Genomic DNA, 17,500 nt, shown 5'->3' with positions numbered 1-17,500 from the left:
ACACGTTTCCTGTAATAGGGCGGAAATATTAGCGATCGCGCAAAATAATTAAGAGGCCAATTTTCAGGATTTTTGGTCAATACAGTTGTTATCCCCGCGTTTAACCTACTTGCACAATACTTTCTGCTCTGTAGCCTAATTCGTACATCAAAAAGTAAACTGAAAACAGCTATACATACGATTTAAAATTCTTTATCTTCTCCGCCTCTGCGGTGGATTTAAATAAACCTCATGTTAGAAGGCTCTATACTCCAACAATTAGAAAGTATTCATCGCCGTAGTACTAGACCAATTCGGTTTGGCGTGTACTACAAAAATACCCTAGTTGCCTTGTGTCATGCCCTAGAAGACCATATCCTTAAAGACGATGGTCAACCATTAGTCATCACTGCCTTCCAACGGGGTAAATGGTATCTCCAAGAAGCAGAAAGATACGCAGACATCGCCCAACACAGCCGCCAGATAGTCATTATGGCATCTCCCGATGGTGGATTTGGCGAACATCCTACCAGCCAACTACCTAATGTAGACTTAGTTGCCTTAGATCCAGCCGATGCCGTAGCTCAAGAATGGCATCTAATTATTCTTTCATCAAAATACACAGCTATGGTAATTTGTCAAGAATTATCAGAGGCTGATTATGGTAGTGGTGGGCTACCTGCATCGGACTTAGAGCGCAAATTCTATGGTTTATGGACATTTGAGCCAGAGTTAGTTAGAGAGACAGCAGAATTAGCGATCGCTCATATTAAACCATACAACCCCAAACTCGCAGATAAACTCACCGCCCAGAAAAATTCCATTCAGCCTAGCTATGTCACCCCAGAAGATTTGAGTACGGTCGTCTCCCTGGTGGTACATTACCTGCAAGATGGGCAGGAACATTTACCCGTTCCCACAGCACCCCGTCAAAAAGTCCTAGATAACAACTTGGTTTCTAACGAAATTCAAGCATTTTTGCGGATGGCGCAATTAATCGATTTAGCAGATATTAATAATCCAATGGCGGCGGCGGAAGTCGTAGCCTTATCAGAAACAATGGGGCAACTGTTAAACCTCCCCGCATGGCAAATTAAAAGATTGCGCCTAGCCGCCTTGCTACACCGCATAGATCCTTTACAAAAAGCCGAAAGCGTTCTCTTCGCTGGTAGTTCTAGACGTTACCCAGAAGAATCCGCCAATCCTCCCTTAAGCTGTCCCCTAGTACCTGGCGCACAAGTATTGCGTACCATGCCCAGATTACGGGCAATTGCCCAAATCATTACCCATCAAACTGAATGGTGGGATGGAACAGGCGAACCAGCAGGTTTAGCTGGAGATGAAATTCCCCTAGAATCGCGAATTTTATCTTTAGTCGCAGATTTTCAATGGCGAGTTAACCAGAAAAAATTAGCCCAAATCAGCCCCGAAGAAATTTTTACTCAAGCTTTAGATGAGTGCAAACAACAAGCAAACCGCTTTGACCCTAAACTGATAGATACCCTAACTTTGTTAGTCATGGGTTTGCAACAAGGACTCGACTTAACCCTAATAGAAACCAAAGTCAGTGCCGGTATGTGGCTTATAGATTCCCGATGGGATAGCCAAAGCAAGACTAGTCAGGAAATTGGTAGTTACCCGCAATGAATATCGAAGCGATTAAATTAGGAAATCTCAAACAACTTTCAGGGGCAAATTTAGAAGACGAAGAACTCTGTCAACTAGATTTAAACCGGATTAATCTTGCAGGCGCTACCCTTGTTGGTACAAATTTCACTGGTTCTAAACTCGAAGGCGGGCATTTAGAAGGCGCAAATTTGATGGGCGCAAACCTCCAAGCTACCGACTTGCGGGCAAATCTTATGGGCGCAAACCTCATGCAAGCAGATTTAACTGGTGCTGACTTGCGTGGTAGCAATTTACGCGGTGCTAACTTCATGGGTGCAACACTTGCTGATGTATCCTTGGCCGGCGCTTTTTTGAGTGGTGCTAATTTGATGAACGTCAATTTGCAAGGCGTTGATTTACGTGGCGCTGATTTACGCGGTGCTAACCTGACAGGTGCTAATCTCAAAGGTGCAGATTTAACCCGCGCTGATTTACAAGGGGCGTTATTAAGTCAAGCTAATCTCGAAGAAGCCGATTTACGCGGCGCGAATCTCGCCGGGGCTAATTTTACAGGCGCAAATTTATTATGTGCTGAATTAGAAGGAGCAAATTTAAACGGCGTAAATTTAGATAAAGCTTGCGTCGTCGGAACAATTGTGGAGAAAATTTAACTTAACTACAAATATTTTCAGGTAAATACACTACGTTTACCTGAAAAATCTACAATTGAAATCTAATCAACTATTTTATTAAGAAACAGGAATTTTTTGGCTTTTTTCATAACCAAATGCGCGTAATAGAATAGGCATCAAAAGCAAAATCGCGGCTCACTAAAACCAGGCGATGATTAATCGCTTACGCTACCGAAATCTGATCGAATGGATCTCGATGATGCAGAGGTAAATAACGGAACTGAATAGTATCAGTAAATGTAATAGGCAGAATCGTAATACCAGCAGCAATTACTTGTGGTTCAATATCCTCAAACAATCCACTTAGAGATAATTTTCCAATATTTAGTTTAATCGCAATTTCCCAAAGACTAGCAATACTGAAGAAAACAGTTTCAGCAGATTCAATTTTTTCTTTAGTTGAAACTGGTAGATTTGCTTCATTCGAGACAAACCATATCAAAGTATGAGTATCCAAAAGTAATCTATTCATTCCATATATTCTTTTATATCCTCAAGTGGCTCATCAAAGTCATCAGGTAGCGGTAAAACAAACATATCTTTCATTGTTCCCACAACACGACATTTCTTTGTCAGTTGTTCTTGGGTAGACTGTTTAGCGTGCTTCTCTAGCAAAAACTCAATATAATGAAGCAATTCTGTCTGAAGAGACTCAGGGAGTTCTTCTAGTTTTTGTAAAATTAATGGCTCTATCATTATGTATTTTCCTGATTAATCTTGACTCAAACAATCATAGCTGCTTATGTTGTCTAATATTAAAAATTATTAATTTTTATTTTTCCACATCCACAAAGCCAAGATACTCATAAATAATACCCCCATTACACCTTGCAAAGGATTATTATTCACCCCAGTTATCCAATCAGGAACTTGACCAGAATATTTAATTAATTGACCAACATTAATAATGTAATATCCCCCAACTAAACCACCATGCAATCCTATTGGTAAGCCCAGCCTTCCTCTACGCCAACGTTTCCCCCACACTTGGGTTAACCCCAATAATACTAAAGCTGGGAATTGTGGCAGAGTATGAATAATTGCTGCTAATGGCTTAATAAAATGCAATCCTGCAAATATAATCGCATTTGTCCACAAGGAAATATTGGCTTTGTAATTTCGCTCTAATTCATTCAACAACCAACCACGAAATAATACTTCTTCAGCAAAACCTACGCCTATACCAACAATACAACTTTCTAAAACAATTTTTAGTAAAAATACCTGGGGTTGTTGCCAAATTAACCAACCAAAAGCCCCTTGTAAGCCAAATAATATTAAAACGCTACTAATACCAATAGCCAAACCCCATACTAAGTCTACGCCGTTATTGCGAGAAAACTCCAAACCATAATGCTGTAGTATATGCGGTTCTTGATAAAGATATTTACCCCATATTTTTAATAAGAAAATAAACTCTACATAGAGCAATACCATTGTTAATATACTTACTAAATTAGCATCCTTGACTAGTAAGTATATTGGTGCAGCAAATGGCAACCATAGCAATAATAAGGCTAATATAAAACAACCCAGCCTTATAGGGGCAGGGCGTTGAGCTAAATGATGAATAAATTGAATTTTCATAAAAGCAAAGCCATAAATAATTTGTAATTCGTAATTCATAATTAAAGATAAGTCTAGACTTAATCTTTGAGAATAGAAACCCACACGTATTTTTAGCAAGTAGGCAATGTTACCACAGTATATTACAAAATGTAAAAAGCTGGTAACTTTAATTAGAGACAAAAATTATCTTGCAATTGTGCCTACCTACTCGATTACGAATTACGAATTATCAATTACGAATTATTGTTATTCATCAGGTTCAATTGTGCTACTTAAACCATGACTTTTTAAAGTTTCACAGTAGAATTCAGCATGTTCTTGCGCACAAGTAATCACTAAAGCTAGCCCGTTATGATGGGCTTCCATCATAATGCTTACAGCTTGGGGCTGACTGAGGCTCGGCACTGTAGTCATTAGTACCTGCACCACGTACTCCATAGAGTTGTAGTCGTCGTTATGGAGCAAAACGCGATACTGAGGCGCGAGCTTGCGGGATGTGGAACGCTTCTCAATGGTTTCGACTGACACGGTTCTTTGCTCTTTCAGGTTTGTTTTACTACAACAAAGTGACTGTGAAGCGATCGCTTCACAGTTATTCACCTATTTTATAGCATTTACATCCAGATGCCTGCCTAGAAAAATTTTGCTTTTAGAAGCTAATGACGACAATTCAGTTTCCAACAGCGCAGGTGTAATAGTGCTAACCTAATGGTTGCAGCTGTTTTTCCTAGACAAGATTACCTCCTGCTACAAGCTGCATGATTATGGACATGAGCCTTGACTTTCAACCAGGACAAATTGTCTTTTTAAAGTATCGCGACATGAATCTTTACGCAGAAGTCATTCAAGTCGTGCTTTCCCGTCAGTTGTGCTGGGTACGTCCTTTAGTGCTAGTTGATTACATCCTTGAACCACCCCATCTCACTGACTTGCGAGATGCTTCTGATTTACTCTGGCCTGTAAATTTATTTCAACCCGCCCTAGATACCGAAGTTATTGCGATATTGAGTCAAGTATTAGCCAAAGAACCGAAAACTGAACCTGACTCAGGTGCTAAACAGAAACTCCATCAATTTATGCACTTAGTTTGGCACGAATATCAGCAGGAGCTAGAGGCTAGGGACTAGGGGCTAGGGACTAGGGAGACAAGGAGGACAAGGGGGACAAAATCAATTCAAAATTCAAAATTCAAAATTCAAAATTAAGAATTCTATTTGAATTTTGCCCAATGCCCAATGCCCAATGCCCCATGCCCATCATTCATACCTAATTCCCGCATCCTTGAGCCGTTGAATTGCTTCATGCATTCGTTCGTCAGATATGGTGAGGGCGATGCGGAAAAAGCCTTCTCCTGCTGCACCGTAACCATTGCCTGGGGGCACAAGAATGCCGCATTTGTCAAGGATAAGGTTGACAAATTCTGTGGAAGTATATCCTGGGGGTACAGGAACCCAGACGTAAAGAGTCGCTTTTGGCGCTTGAATCGGCCAGCCTAGAGATTGCAGTCCTTTGACGATAATATCCCGGCGATTTTGGTATACAGAAATTACAGATTGCAGTTCTGATTCATCGGTAGAATAGGCTGCGATCGCACTTGCTTGAATGGCTTTAAATACTCCAGAATCGACGTTACTTTTTACCTGTGTTAAGCCTTTAATCCCGATGGCATTACCGACGACAAAACCAATCCGCCAGCCTGTCATATTGTACGACTTAGATAAACTATGAAACTCAATGGCTACATCCTTAGCACCGGGAATTTGGAGAATACTCGGCGGTTTATAGCCATCGTATGCCATTTCTGAGTAGGCGTTGTCATGGCACAGCAAAATATCGTATTGCTTACAGAAAGCTACCAATTCCTCAAAAAACTCTATTGTTGCTAGTGCTCCTGTGGGATTATTTGGATAGTTAATCCACAACAGTTTTGCTTGACGGGCTATTTCTTCCGGAATCGCCGTCAAATCTGGTAAAAATTGATTCTCTGCCTTTAAAGGCATAGTAAATGGTTCGCCACCTGCAAATAATGTTGCAGTTCGGTATACAGGATAACCAGGATCGGGGATGAGGGTATAATCTCCTGTTTCCACAAAGGCGAGGAAGGTATTATGAATGGCTTCCTTAGAACCGATAGAAGACACAACTTCTGTGTTGGGATTCAACCCAGTTACTCCAAACCGCCGTTCCATCCACTTAGCTGCTGCTTCCCGGAATGCTTGAGTACCTTGATAGGGGGGATAGTTGTGGTTGGAGGCGTTATTTATGGCCTCATGCATGACTTGGAGTATATGAGCCGGAGTCGGTCTATCTGGATCGCCCACCGCTAAATTGATGATATCAACTCCCTGTGCTACGAGTTCATTTCCTTTGCGATTAATCTCAGCGAACAGATAGGGAGGAATTTTTTCTAGGCGTTTAGCGAAGTGCATGGCGAATTTTTACTAATGCAAATGTTGATGCTCATTAGCACAGTTTACGCCAGACAAGGGATCTAAAGATTCAACTCAGGGAAAATTATCCAGGATGACAGCAGTTGAGTTATTGGTGCTGTAGTTTTCCGAAATTGATGTGGATGATGCTGAAGTTATATAGCTCTAGGTAGAGAAAAAATTTGCAAATTTGTACAATAATTTATGGCTATCCTAAGCTCGGAACTAATTTAATTCGTCCGGCATCCATTTCCGCCATTAATAATTCTAGAGCTTCGTAATCAACATCAGATATGTAACCCATTTGTGTCAATTCTGAATTGATTTCATTTTCAATTTCTGGGGTTAATTTTTTAATATCCAGGGCCTTTTCTACTAATTGCCGAATAGCATGTTTAGTTCCCATAAAGTTTAAGCCAAATTGTATTTGCTCTTAATTATCTAAGATAGAGTTTGGTATAAAAAGTGATCTCAAACCATAAGCGTCTGTGATCTAGATCACATATTCTCCCAAAGAATATTCACCATCAAACTCAGCATTTATCGCTATTCAGCAGATCATCTCAGGATTTTTACTGAAAGGTTAACCTAATTCTCGATTAGCCGGAGCGTAAGATAAAGTAACTCTCTCAGCATAGCTACGTATTTTTATCTGGCGCTTTATTTGGCTATGTTGATTGTTTTTGAACTTTCAATAAAAAAATGTATATATACATACATTTTACCATGTATTTAGGACAATCTTTAAATAGGAGTACGTAAGTGATAAAGATTCAGCAAAGAGACTCAGACAATTGGTCGATGTAATGCAAAAAAGTTTATGTTCAAATACATCTCAGCTAGAGTTTAGCATTCAATAACTTTAATTAGGATTTCATTATGCAAGCGGTACTTAAGTGTCCACAAATTACAGTTATTCGTCCCCAGGGTTGCCTCAATGCTGTCAATGCTTTGGAATTTGAGCGGGATTTGACTACAGCGTTGGCACAAGACCATACCTCTTCTACCTTGGTAGTGGATTTAGCAGAGGTAGAATCCATAGACAGCGCAGGTTTGATGGCGTTAGTATCTGCACTAAAGCTGGCTGGGAGTTTAGGAAGAAGTTTGCGCCTGTCCTCCGTTTCTGCGTCAATTAGAATTATTTTTGAATTGACACAACTAGATCGGGTATTTGAAATTTTTTAAAGTAAATCTGGATAAATAGCATTATTACTGAGGGAGATGGGAGATATTGGGGAAATAAAGGCGTATTTTCCGGCTTATATCCTCAATTACCGATATCTCCCTGATAAAATCTTCACCAAGCTGGCAATTTGCTTTCCAATCTTTAATTCTCTATCTATGTAACAGAATTGTAAGTTGCGACGCATAATTCTGTGAAAAGACCTAATCAATGCTATGGTTAGAGGTGAGTAGCTGTAATTAAGGTAGCTAGAAGATAGCACAGTGGCTGTTGCAGTTGAAAAATTAATCACACCGGATATTTTAAAGCCAGCGCGTTACTTAGGTAATGAACGCTTAGCAATACACAAACCTTGGGAAACGGCAGCAATACGCTGGGTGCTTACCTATCCAGAAGTATATGAAGTCGGATCGTCCAACTTAGGGCATATCATTCTCTATAACATCTTAAATGCCCAGCCGCGACAGTTATGCGATCGCGCTTACCTACCCGGCCCGGATTTATCAGCGAAACTACGACAGACAAATACACCATTGTTTGCTGTCGAGTCCAAGCGATCGCTGCATGAATTTGACATTTTGGGTTTTAGTCTCAGTTACGAGCTGGGAGCCACCAATATTTTAGAAATGTTGGATTTGGCGGGCATACCCCTAACTTGGCAAGAACGAACAGAGGGCAATTACCCCCTAATTTTTGCCGGTGGACAAACAGCAACATCCAATCCCGAACCATACACCGACTTCTTTGACTTTATTGCTCTGGGCGATGGAGAAGAACTATTACCAGAAATTGGCTTAGTTTTAGAAGAAGGGAAACAAGTCGGGTTGAGCCGGAAAGAATTGTTGCTGGACTTAGCTCAAATCCCAGGTGTATATGTACCCCAGTTTTATCAAATGGCAGAGGATGGTTCGGTACATCCGATAGAGCCAAATGTTCCCAAACGCATTTTACGCCGGGTGGCTACCCCCATCCCGGCTTATTCCATTGGGCTAGTTCCCTACGTCGAGACAGTACACGATCGCCTAACCATTGAAATTCGCCGGGGTTGTACTCGTGGTTGTCGCTTTTGTCAACCAGGAATGCTTACCCGTCCCGCCAGAGATGTCGCCCCCGAAAAAGTCGTCGAAGCCATTGAAGCGGGAATGCGGGCGACAGGTTACAATGAATTTTCCTTGCTGTCCCTGAGCTGTTCTGATTATTTAGCCCTCCCAGCCGTGGGGATGGAAATTAAAAATCGGTTAAAAAATGAAAATATTACCCTGTCTCTCCCAAGCCAAAGGGTAGATAGATTTGACGAAAATATTGCTAATATCTTGGGCGGTACCAGACAAGGCGGGCTAACTTTTGCCCCAGAAGCGGGAACCCAAAGAATGCGAGATATTGTTAATAAAGGACTGACCAATGAAGAATTGCTCAGGGGGGTAAAAACAGCTTGGGAAAATGGCTGGGATAAAATCAAGTTGTACTTTATGATTGGTTTACCGGGTGAAACCGATGCCGATGTCGTCGGTATTGCCGAAACCGTCAGCTGGTTACAGCGGGAATGTCGAGGACAAGGTAGAAGACCGCTCAACTTTAATATTACGATTTCTAACTTTACGCCGAAACCCCATACCCCCTTCCAATGGCACTCAGTGGCGACAGCAGAATTTGCCCGCAAACAGCAGCTATTGCGGCAAGAATTTCGCCGGATTAAAGGAGTCAAGCTAAACTTTACTGATATCCGGATTTCTGCAATGGAAGACTTTATAGGCAGAGGCGATCGCTCTTTAGGCAAAGTCCTCCGCCGCGCTTGGGAGTTAGGAGCAGGAATGGATTCTTGGTATGACAGTGTAGATAAAGCTTTTGCCGCTTGGGGGGAAGCGATCGCTGAAGCAGGTCTAGACTGGAAATACCGTCAAGTAGAACAGGGTGAATGGAACCTGTTTCATCAACAAGACAATCAATTAGAGAAGGCGGCGACGCTAAAAGACAACGATCGGGAAAATTCCCTGTCAGCAACTTCCACCGTTCCCGCTTCCCATACAACCGCCCTTGATGTACCCTTACCTTGGGATCACATTGATACCGGAATTGACAAAAAGTGGCTGAAACAAGATTTACAACTTGCCTTAGAAGCCGCAATTGTTCCAGACTGTTCTTTTGATGGCTGTTCTCATTGCGGTGTCTGTGGCACCGATTTTGGTCACAATATTGTCATCGAGCCACCGCCCATCCCGGAATTTGCTGGTGATTTTGTGCCCAATACTACTAAAGTCCAACGCTTGCGCGTCTGGTTTGGTAAGCAAGGTGACATGGCTTTAGTCAGCCACTTAGATTTACTCCGCCTGTTCGACCGCGTGGTGCGCCGCGCTGGTTTACCCATAGCCTTTACTGGCGGGTTTCATCCCTCTCCGCGTATTTCCGTAGCTAATGCCTTAGCTTTGGGAGCGACAAGCAATGGTGAAATAGTAGATTTTGAATTAACGCAGCCTATGGACGTGGAGAGTTTCCGCGAACATTTAACAAAAGAATTACCAGAAGACATCCCCATATATGATGTCCAACAAGTGGATTTAAAAGCTCCTTCAGCTAGTCAAGCAATTGTCGCCGCAGAATATTTAATTACTGTGTCCACAATGACAGAAGTCATACCTGGCCAATGGCAAAACTGGATTGAGCAGATTCAAGCTCAAACCGAAATTACTTACAAGCAAACCACCAAATCTGGTAAAACCCAGGTAGTAAATCTGCGCGATCGCTTATTTGCACTGGAATTGATTACCACCGATAACACCCCCACCGAGTCTACAGCCAAACTACGTTATTTAGGCAGCTGTCGTCCTGATGGTGTGTCGTTGCGTCCCGAACAAATTCTGTTTATGTTAGAAATAGTAACAGGCGCAGAATTTGTTCTGTTGCACATCCAGCGCAATCGGCTAGTTTTAGGTATATAATCCGTCAAGGGTAACTGGCTAGTAGTTGCCCTAACTTGGTACATCGTGGGAATTGATTTTTGGCAAGGTTGCGTTAGAATGGGATGAAGAGAAATTTTCTGGCGCTGCATTGAATCAGCTGATTCACTACCCTGTTAAGGGTCAAAAGCAAAGATATTAGAGTGCAACTTCTAGGATAGTATCCCGGAAAAACTGAGGCAGGTTAAAGAACACACTCTCTATAGCTACTTAGTGAATCAGTCATTAATAACAGGCTCGTCGGCAACTCTTCCTCTATGCTTTTAAAACAACTGCTGAATACCTAATACTTAAATGGTAAAGGTATAGCATCAAAAATCAACCACAGATGGTTGATTCAATTGCTTAAACATATGCAGCCTTTTCGGAATAATCGCGCGTGTAAACGCCATCACACCATCGCTAGCTCTTTAACTCAGAGCCGAAATTCACAAATTTTATTACCAGCAGCACCTTTTAAGGATTGCAGGGGCGAGAGGCATAATAAACCTCCTTTACCAGTTAGTGCTGCAAATTTTTGAGGAAATTGAATGCCAAAGCAAATTATTATCGCGGAACAGCATCAAATCGCGGCTGTCTTTTCGGAAGATCAAATACAAGAACTTGTGGTTGCTACAGGTCATCACCAAATTGGTGACATATACCTAGGTGTAGTGGAAAATGTATTACCGGGTATTGATGCAGCCTTTGTGAATATTGGCGATCCAGAGCGTAACGGTTTTATTCATGTCACTGACCTGGGGCCTTTAAAACTCAAACGCACAGCCGCCGCCATTACAGAATTATTAGCACCACAACAAAAAGTACTGGTGCAAGTAATGAAAGAGCCAACGGGAACCAAAGGCCCCAGGCTCACTGGTAACATCACCTTACCGGGGCGCTATGTAGTGCTCATGCCCTATGGCAGAGGTGTGAATTTGTCGCGACGGATTAAAAGTGAAAGCGAACGAAACCGCTTGCGCGCCTTAGCAATTTTAATTAAACCTGCGGGAATGGGTTTACTAGTCCGCACAGAAGCAGAAGGTAAACCAGAAGAAGCCATAATCGAAGATTTAGAAGTATTGCAGAAGCAATGGGAAGCAATCCAACAAGAAGCTCAGTCTACCCGTGCGCCAGCCTTACTTAATCGAGATGATGACTTTATTCAACGTGTCCTGCGGGATATGTACGGTGCAGACGTGAATCGCATTGTGGTTGATTCTAGTACTGGCTTGAAGCGAGTCAAACAGTATTTACAAAACTGGAGTGGGGGTCAAACACCGCAAGGATTGTTAATTGACCATCATCGCGATCGCTCCCCAATTTTAGAATACTTCCGCATTAATGCTGCTATTAGAGAAGCCCTCAAACCAAGGGTAGACTTACCTTCTGGGGGATACATCATCATTCAGCCTACTGAAGCATTAACAGTTATAGATGTTAACTCCGGCTCCTTTACACGTTCCGCCACAGCCAGAGAAACAGTGTTGTGGACAAACTGTGAAGCCGCCACAGAAATTGCCCGCCAAATGCGCCTGCGTAATATTGCTGGAGTGATTGTAGTCGATTTCATTGATATGGAATCGCGCCGCGACCAGTTGCAAGTTCTGGAACACTTTAACAAAGCCCTGAAAGCCGATAAAGCCCGTCCGCAAATCGCCCAACTTACTGAGTTAGGTTTGGTCGAACTTACCCGGAAACGCCAAGGCCAAAATATTTACGAATTATTTGGAGAAACTTGTTCTCACTGCGGTGGTTTAGGGCATACAGTGCGTCTCCCTGGAGAAAGCGAAAGCAGAATCCCGACGACAACTCCAACAGAAATTCCCGATCGCTTTGTCTTACCCCATAGAGAACCAAGAGAAGCAAGAGAACCCAGAGAACCCAGAGAAATCCGAGAAACCAGAGAACCACGGCTACCAGTCGCCCGCATTCCCGAACCCAGGGAAACATACGATGGCTTTGGCGAACCATTTGATACGGACTCAGACTTGAGCGCCCTGAATCTGATGAATCATCCCAGCTATCAAGAAATGAGCGATCGCGATAAACGTCGCACCCGTACTCGCCGCAGTCGCATTGGCATCGGTACTCCCAATGGCAAAGATGAAAGTAGAGTAATTAATAATCCACTCGCTTTTGGTAACGAAGCAGACTTAGAAATTGATGCTGATAGCGAACTAGCAACAACATCAGACATACCGGCACCTACCCTCAATAAACAAAGTTGGGGTGAAAGAGCAGAACGAACAAAAATTACCAAAGTAGAACCAGTCAAACCAGTGGTAGAACCACCGGAAATTAGGACTGTCGAAATGACTTTAGAAGAGCAAGATGTTTTTGCTTTAATGGGTGTTTCGCCTTTGGTGAAATTAGATCGGGAAGTTAAAAATTCCAAGTCTGTGATTATTAATATTGTTCAACCAGGGCAAGTAGCAACTTCATCCCCTGAACCAGTGTTAGAGCCAACTGTCGCTCCCCAGAGAACGAAAAGTGAAGTTAGCGCCGTTAAATTAGCTACACCACAAGTTGAGCCAGAACCACAACCTTTACCCGAACCTGTAATTGAAACATCAGGATTTACTGATATTCCCGATGAAACTGAAGTAAATAGTTCCACTGCCGCCAGCCGTCGCCGCCGTCGCCGTTCTTCCGCACTTGATGGCAGTAGCTCTACGGAAGAAAGTTAATCTTAATATGGTGAAAACCAGACAAGCTGCCGCAGATATTTCCTCCCTAACATCCCCCAGCGAATTAAATTGGCTGGAGTTATCTGCCTTATCAGGGACTTCCACCGTGGCAGGTGTAGATGAAGTGGGACGAGGTGCCTTATTTGGCCCTGTAGTTGCGGCAGCAGTGTTACTACCCGCTGATGCTTGGCCGGAACTAATTGCAGCTAAAATTAAAGATAGCAAAAAGCTGTCTAGTTCCCGCAGAACGCAACTAGCACAACAAATTTGTACCTTAGCAATAGATTGGAAAATTGGCTTCGCTTCCACTGCGGAAATCGATCGCCTCAACATTTTACAAGCAACTCTGTTGGCAATGAAGCGGGCTGTGCTGAAACTCAAAGTACAGCCTACGCTTTGCTTAATTGATGGTAATCAGTCAATCAAAGACTTACTAATACCGCAACAAACAATAGTTAAGGGAGATGAGCGATCGCTGAATATAGCAGCAGCTAGTATTGTGGCTAAAGTTTGGCGTGACGATTTGGTGCTGCGCTTAGCATCAAAATATCCTATGTACAACCTCACAAGTAACAAGGGTTATGGTAGCCAAAAGCATTTACTAGCTCTGCAAAAATACGGGACTTCACCCCTGCACCGCAAGTCTTTTCGTCCTTGCCAAATTTCATGCTGAAGAACCATTCTGTTCTTTCGGCTTTCTGATGTTGAAAAAAAGGAATAGGAAATAGGAAAACAAGGAGTTTCTTATTAATTGATTTGCGGTTGACTCCGTTTCTTTAGAATATTTCCCAACCTTATGAATTTAGGCAAAGCTTATTCTATATTGAGAATTGGTAATTCTGGGCTGTTATCAGTTAGCCCTGGTTCTTTTGTTTGCACGCTTACCCAACGACGATAATCTGCTAACAGTTGATGTAGCAATCGTTGCTTAACTGTCAACAGCACGCTTTTGAGTAAACCATTACCCGTAGCTTCTAAAATTGGTTTAGGAGTAAAACAAAATGGTGGTGGTAGTTCTACCTGTACTTCTAAATCAGCTTTACCTTGTAGACGAGTCCCTGTACTGTGTTGTAATGGTGATAGGTAGCCTTTTAAATTAAGAGCAAAGCGTTGATTAATATACTCAACACCTAAAATTTCACAACCTACAGAACGCAAATAAATAGTTCCCTGAGAGTCTGCCCATACTCTCATGTCTACAGTTGGCTGAATACTTAGTGACATAAAACTCAAAGGACGCATTTTCAAGCGAAATATTTCCTCAGAGATTTGCTGAATGCGATTATTATCAACCAACGCATGAACTAGCCGCTGGGGTTGACGCAAGTAGTGCTGAATGGGAATAGGCTCATTTGGCACAGCTATTTCAACCGATTGAGAAGCAGTAAACTGGGTCGTCATGAGTAGTTAAATATAATTTGTCATTTAATTTTTTTAAGATTTTAAAAAAAATTAAATTGACTGGTAAAAAGTTTAAACTTATTTAATTATAAAAATAATTGTTGCTCAGAAACTATCGCTTATGGGTAAAAACTTGATAATCTGATTACTATCTTTAGATAGAAAAATATCTGAGTCATCATTGAAAGTAATGATTGACAAAATAGAATAACTATGTAAGGGATTATCGAGGTCAAATATTATAATTATTCATCAATCTGGTGAACAATTAAATCTAAGGCTAAGAATAATATATTTTTTCCAAAAAATAGTTTTTGGTAACCTAATTTACCCTTAGTAAGATGTGGAAATAAACCAAACTATGTTATGGAACATCAATTGGCTCAAACCCCTACCAATGAACAAATCCAAAGTCTGAATAGAGCTTTTCTCCTTTCAGAACTTTGTAAAAATAACTAAGGATAAATCACAGATCTCTCCTATCGGAGACGCTACACGTAGCTTGCTTCCCCAGAGGGGTACACCAGTTATATTTAATTGTGCTGGTCTACTGATTGAGTATTATTTGTCGATGCGTAAATCCTAGGAACTGCTGACAAATAACAAATGATACTCTAACTGTATTTCTCACTCAAAATCGTATTTTTCGGCTAAAGATATGACTTTATCAATCGCACATTTAGGCCCGCCAGGTACTTACGCAGAGCAAGCAGCCGTTGTTTACGCTAACTGGTTGAAGCAAAGCACAGGGATTGAAGCTACTTTATGTGCTTATCCTAGCATTGCCCAATCACTCCAAGCTGTTGCTCAAGGACAGACGCAATTAGCAGTTGTACCTGTGGAAAATTCGATTGAAGGTAGTGTCACTATGACAATGGATGCGCTATGGGTGTTGGATAGCTTGCGCATTCAGTTAGCGCTGATATTACCAATAACCCACACTTTAATTTCTTGTGCAACCAGTTTAGATGATATCAAAACTGTTTATTCACATCCACAAGCTTTGGCACAATGTCAAGGATGGTTAGAGCAGTTTCTCCCGACTGTGCAGCTAATTCCTAGCAATTCAACAACGGAAGCCTTAAAGTTACTTAAGGAAGATATGACATCAGCGGCGATCGCATCTATGAGAGCAGCTGAACTTTACAATCTACCTACTTTAGCTACAGGTATTAACGATCGTCCAGAAAACTGCACTCGCTTTTGGGTAATAAGTCAAGGTGAAACAGACAATTCATACCAAACATCTTTAACCAGTCCTACTCATACTTCACTGGCTTTTAGTTTACCTGCCAATTTACCTGGTGCACTTGTCAAACCTTTGCAGATATTTGCTCAACTAGACATCAATCTCAGTCGAATTGAATCTCGTCCGACAAAGCGCTCATTGGGAGAATATTTATTTTTTATGGATTTAGAAGCAGATGCTGATACACCAAAAATGCAATCTGCTTTGGCACAGTTGAATACCTACACAGAAATCCTCAAAATTTTTGGTAGCTATAATATTCTCCCAATCGCTATTTAGCTTTCAGTTGACTATTAACCTATAACTTTTGGTTAAATGTGTCTTTGAGCACAGTACGTGCTGCTAAGTGATTTCTGGTAGAAGTCAAGATTTCTGATTCCCGTTTTAGACGAGCAACAGTATCTCGCATTTCTAGTAGTGATTGCTGCTCCGAGGCTACACCATAAAGGTTACTGGCTACCCAATAGGATAATTCTGTGGGTAAATCGGGGACATCTTCTGGTAATTCAATATTTTGTTCTGTTAACTTCGCCGAAAGACGCACAACATCACGCAGCAGTTGTTCAACTTCAGATGCTAAAGGCCGCAAATCCTTAGTTGGTGCTTGGTCTTCAATCCACTCAACTAAAGCTACGCGGTAAGGTTTTTCGCGAACATATTCTAAAACACGGAATCTTTGCTGACCTAAAGTTAACATCTTCATCCGGTCATCTGGCAGTCGCTGATAATGAATAATTTCTGCACAGCAACCAACATTAGCAATGGTACCTTTGACTGGATCGACCATTAAAACACCAAACCTGCGATCGCTTTCGAGAATCGTGTTCATCATGATTCGGTAGCGAAATTCAAATATATGCAGAGGTAATGGTCTGCTGGGAAAAAGAACTACATCAGGCAACGGGAACACAGGTAGTTCGCGAACTGCAATTCTAGATGAGGATGTCATAATTACTTTGGTATAAAGTTAATCTCTAAGATTTAAAGTACTCTGCTTCTCCCGTAATTTGTCTATATTCTATCATTTGTTTTGAATGCTAATTAAAAAGCCCTGAGGTAGATTACTTCAGGGCAATGTCAATCTTAATACAACAGTCAAGGGTCAATGGTCAATGGTCATTCTTACAAAGTTGAGGCAGTCCGTTGGTGGGGTTCCCCCGCTTAAAGGAACTGCCGTCTGAGCGGAGGAAATCTCAGATCAAACTATGGGCTTTGTCAATGGTCATTGGTCAAGGTTAATGGCGCTTGACTATGAACTTTTAACTATAGACTTTTGACTTTATAGCTTTACTTCGATATCTACACCTGATGGTAAATCCAACTTCATCAGCGCATCAATAGTTTTAGAAGAAGGTTGATAGATATCAATGATCCGGCGATGGGTGCGAGTTTCAAAATGTTCTCGGGAATCTTTATCTACGTGAGGCGATCGCAATACACAATAGATCTTACGTTTTGTCGGTAAAGGAATGGGCCCAATAGCTGTGGCGTTGGTACGGTTAGCGGTGTCTACAATCTTCTCGCAAGATGTATCCAATAAGCGACGATCGAAAGCTTGTAAGCGGATTCTAATTTTCTGCTGCTGTAGAGTTGCCATCTTTAGTTTTCTAGGTTCTGGTTAGTATGAGTTATTAGAAAGAACTGGAGACTGGGGACTGGGAAAATAAATTTCCATTCCCAATTGCCAATCCTTTCAACAAAGGGAAGAGAAAGGAGCAGAGAATGATTGTGCTATCTCTGCTCCTTGTTAATGAGAGCTACAAAGGT

General features: G+C 41.7%; 17 protein-coding genes. 8 read left to right on the top strand and 9 right to left on the bottom strand.

From position 1 onward, the window contains the following. The first annotated feature begins 231 nt into the window (after positions 1–231). On the top strand, positions 232–1,626 hold the full coding sequence (locus H6G41_RS01205) for a DICT sensory domain-containing protein (RefSeq protein WP_190742819.1): 1,395 nt from the start codon (positions 232–234) through the stop codon (positions 1,624–1,626). Beyond that, positions 1,623–2,258, top strand: a complete 636-nt coding sequence (locus H6G41_RS01200) for a pentapeptide repeat-containing protein (RefSeq protein ID WP_190742817.1) — start codon at positions 1,623–1,625, stop codon at positions 2,256–2,258. Before H6G41_RS01205 ends, H6G41_RS01200 begins: the two co-directional genes overlap by 4 nt. A 184-nt stretch (positions 2,259–2,442) precedes the next feature. On the opposite strand, the gene H6G41_RS01195 is transcribed toward H6G41_RS01200, so the two are convergent. From H6G41_RS01195 to clpS, 4 genes are all read right to left on the bottom strand, one after another. Next, on the bottom strand, positions 2,443–2,751 hold the full coding sequence (locus H6G41_RS01195; protein WP_242037769.1) for a type II toxin-antitoxin system VapC family toxin: 309 nt from the start codon (positions 2,749–2,751) through the stop codon (positions 2,443–2,445). After that, entirely contained in the window at positions 2,748–2,975 is a 228-nt protein-coding gene (locus H6G41_RS01190) for a DUF2281 domain-containing protein (protein WP_190742815.1), read from the bottom strand. Before H6G41_RS01190 ends, H6G41_RS01195 begins: the two co-directional genes overlap by 4 nt. A 69-nt stretch (positions 2,976–3,044) precedes the next feature. Next, the gene (locus H6G41_RS01185) at positions 3,045–3,866 is read right to left on the bottom strand and encodes a CPBP family intramembrane glutamic endopeptidase (protein WP_190742893.1); all 822 of its coding nucleotides are present in this window, start codon (positions 3,864–3,866) and stop codon (positions 3,045–3,047) included. Positions 3,867–4,094: 228 nt separating this feature from the next. Then, entirely contained in the window at positions 4,095–4,376 is a 282-nt protein-coding gene (gene clpS / locus H6G41_RS01180; RefSeq protein ID WP_190540881.1) for an ATP-dependent Clp protease adapter ClpS, read from the bottom strand. A gap of 236 nt (positions 4,377–4,612) precedes the next feature. Between clpS and H6G41_RS01175 the strand changes: the two genes are divergently transcribed. Next, positions 4,613–4,975, top strand: a complete 363-nt coding sequence (locus H6G41_RS01175) for a hypothetical protein (protein WP_190742813.1) — start codon at positions 4,613–4,615, stop codon at positions 4,973–4,975. A gap of 129 nt (positions 4,976–5,104) precedes the next feature. On the opposite strand, the gene H6G41_RS01170 is transcribed toward H6G41_RS01175, so the two are convergent. Then, a complete protein-coding gene (locus H6G41_RS01170; RefSeq protein WP_190742811.1) occupies positions 5,105–6,277 on the bottom strand; it encodes a pyridoxal phosphate-dependent aminotransferase in 1,173 nt (390 codons plus the stop codon). A 208-nt stretch (positions 6,278–6,485) separates the two neighbouring features. After that, on the bottom strand, positions 6,486–6,683 hold the full coding sequence (locus tag H6G41_RS01165) for a hypothetical protein (protein ID WP_190742809.1): 198 nt from the start codon (positions 6,681–6,683) through the stop codon (positions 6,486–6,488). Between the two features lie 473 nt (positions 6,684–7,156). Between H6G41_RS01165 and H6G41_RS01160 the strand changes: the two genes are divergently transcribed. The 4 genes from H6G41_RS01160 (at position 7,157) to H6G41_RS01145 (ending at position 13,756) form a co-directional block, all read left to right on the top strand. Further along, positions 7,157–7,462, top strand: a complete 306-nt coding sequence (locus H6G41_RS01160) for an STAS domain-containing protein (RefSeq protein WP_190742807.1) — start codon at positions 7,157–7,159, stop codon at positions 7,460–7,462. A 261-nt stretch (positions 7,463–7,723) separates the two neighbouring features. Then, positions 7,724–10,396, top strand: coding sequence for a TIGR03960 family B12-binding radical SAM protein (locus tag H6G41_RS01155; RefSeq protein ID WP_190742805.1), 2,673 nt, complete (start codon positions 7,724–7,726; stop codon positions 10,394–10,396). Between the two features lie 548 nt (positions 10,397–10,944). Next, positions 10,945–13,083, top strand: coding sequence for an Rne/Rng family ribonuclease (locus tag H6G41_RS01150; protein ID WP_190742803.1), 2,139 nt, complete (start codon positions 10,945–10,947; stop codon positions 13,081–13,083). Positions 13,084–13,090: 7 nt separating this feature from the next. Continuing rightward, a complete protein-coding gene (locus tag H6G41_RS01145) occupies positions 13,091–13,756 on the top strand; it encodes a ribonuclease HII (RefSeq protein ID WP_190742801.1) in 666 nt (221 codons plus the stop codon). A 140-nt stretch (positions 13,757–13,896) separates the two neighbouring features. Here H6G41_RS01145 and H6G41_RS01140 read toward each other — a convergent pair whose 3' ends face one another. Further along, on the bottom strand, positions 13,897–14,484 hold the full coding sequence (locus H6G41_RS01140) for a DUF1997 domain-containing protein (protein ID WP_190742800.1): 588 nt from the start codon (positions 14,482–14,484) through the stop codon (positions 13,897–13,899). 658 nt (positions 14,485–15,142) lie between these two features. On the opposite strand from H6G41_RS01140, the gene pheA reads away from it, so the two are divergent. Next, positions 15,143–16,012: a prephenate dehydratase gene (pheA, locus tag H6G41_RS01135; RefSeq protein ID WP_190742799.1), complete on the top strand. Its 870-nt coding sequence runs from the start codon at positions 15,143–15,145 to the stop codon at positions 16,010–16,012. A gap of 19 nt (positions 16,013–16,031) precedes the next feature. Here pheA and H6G41_RS01130 read toward each other — a convergent pair whose 3' ends face one another. Then, positions 16,032–16,682, bottom strand: coding sequence for an LON peptidase substrate-binding domain-containing protein (locus tag H6G41_RS01130; RefSeq protein ID WP_190742798.1), 651 nt, complete (start codon positions 16,680–16,682; stop codon positions 16,032–16,034). 330 nt (positions 16,683–17,012) lie between these two features. Continuing rightward, positions 17,013–17,330: a 30S ribosomal protein S10 gene (gene rpsJ / locus H6G41_RS01125; protein ID WP_010998474.1), complete on the bottom strand. Its 318-nt coding sequence runs from the start codon at positions 17,328–17,330 to the stop codon at positions 17,013–17,015. Positions 17,331–17,500: the final 170 nt, after the last annotated feature.

Source organism: Tolypothrix sp. FACHB-123, from assembly GCF_014697075.1.
GTDB lineage: Bacteria > Cyanobacteriota > Cyanobacteriia > Cyanobacteriales > Nostocaceae > Aulosira.
Note: the sequence above shows the minus strand (reverse complement) of the source record. Positions and strands in the feature narration are given on the sequence as shown.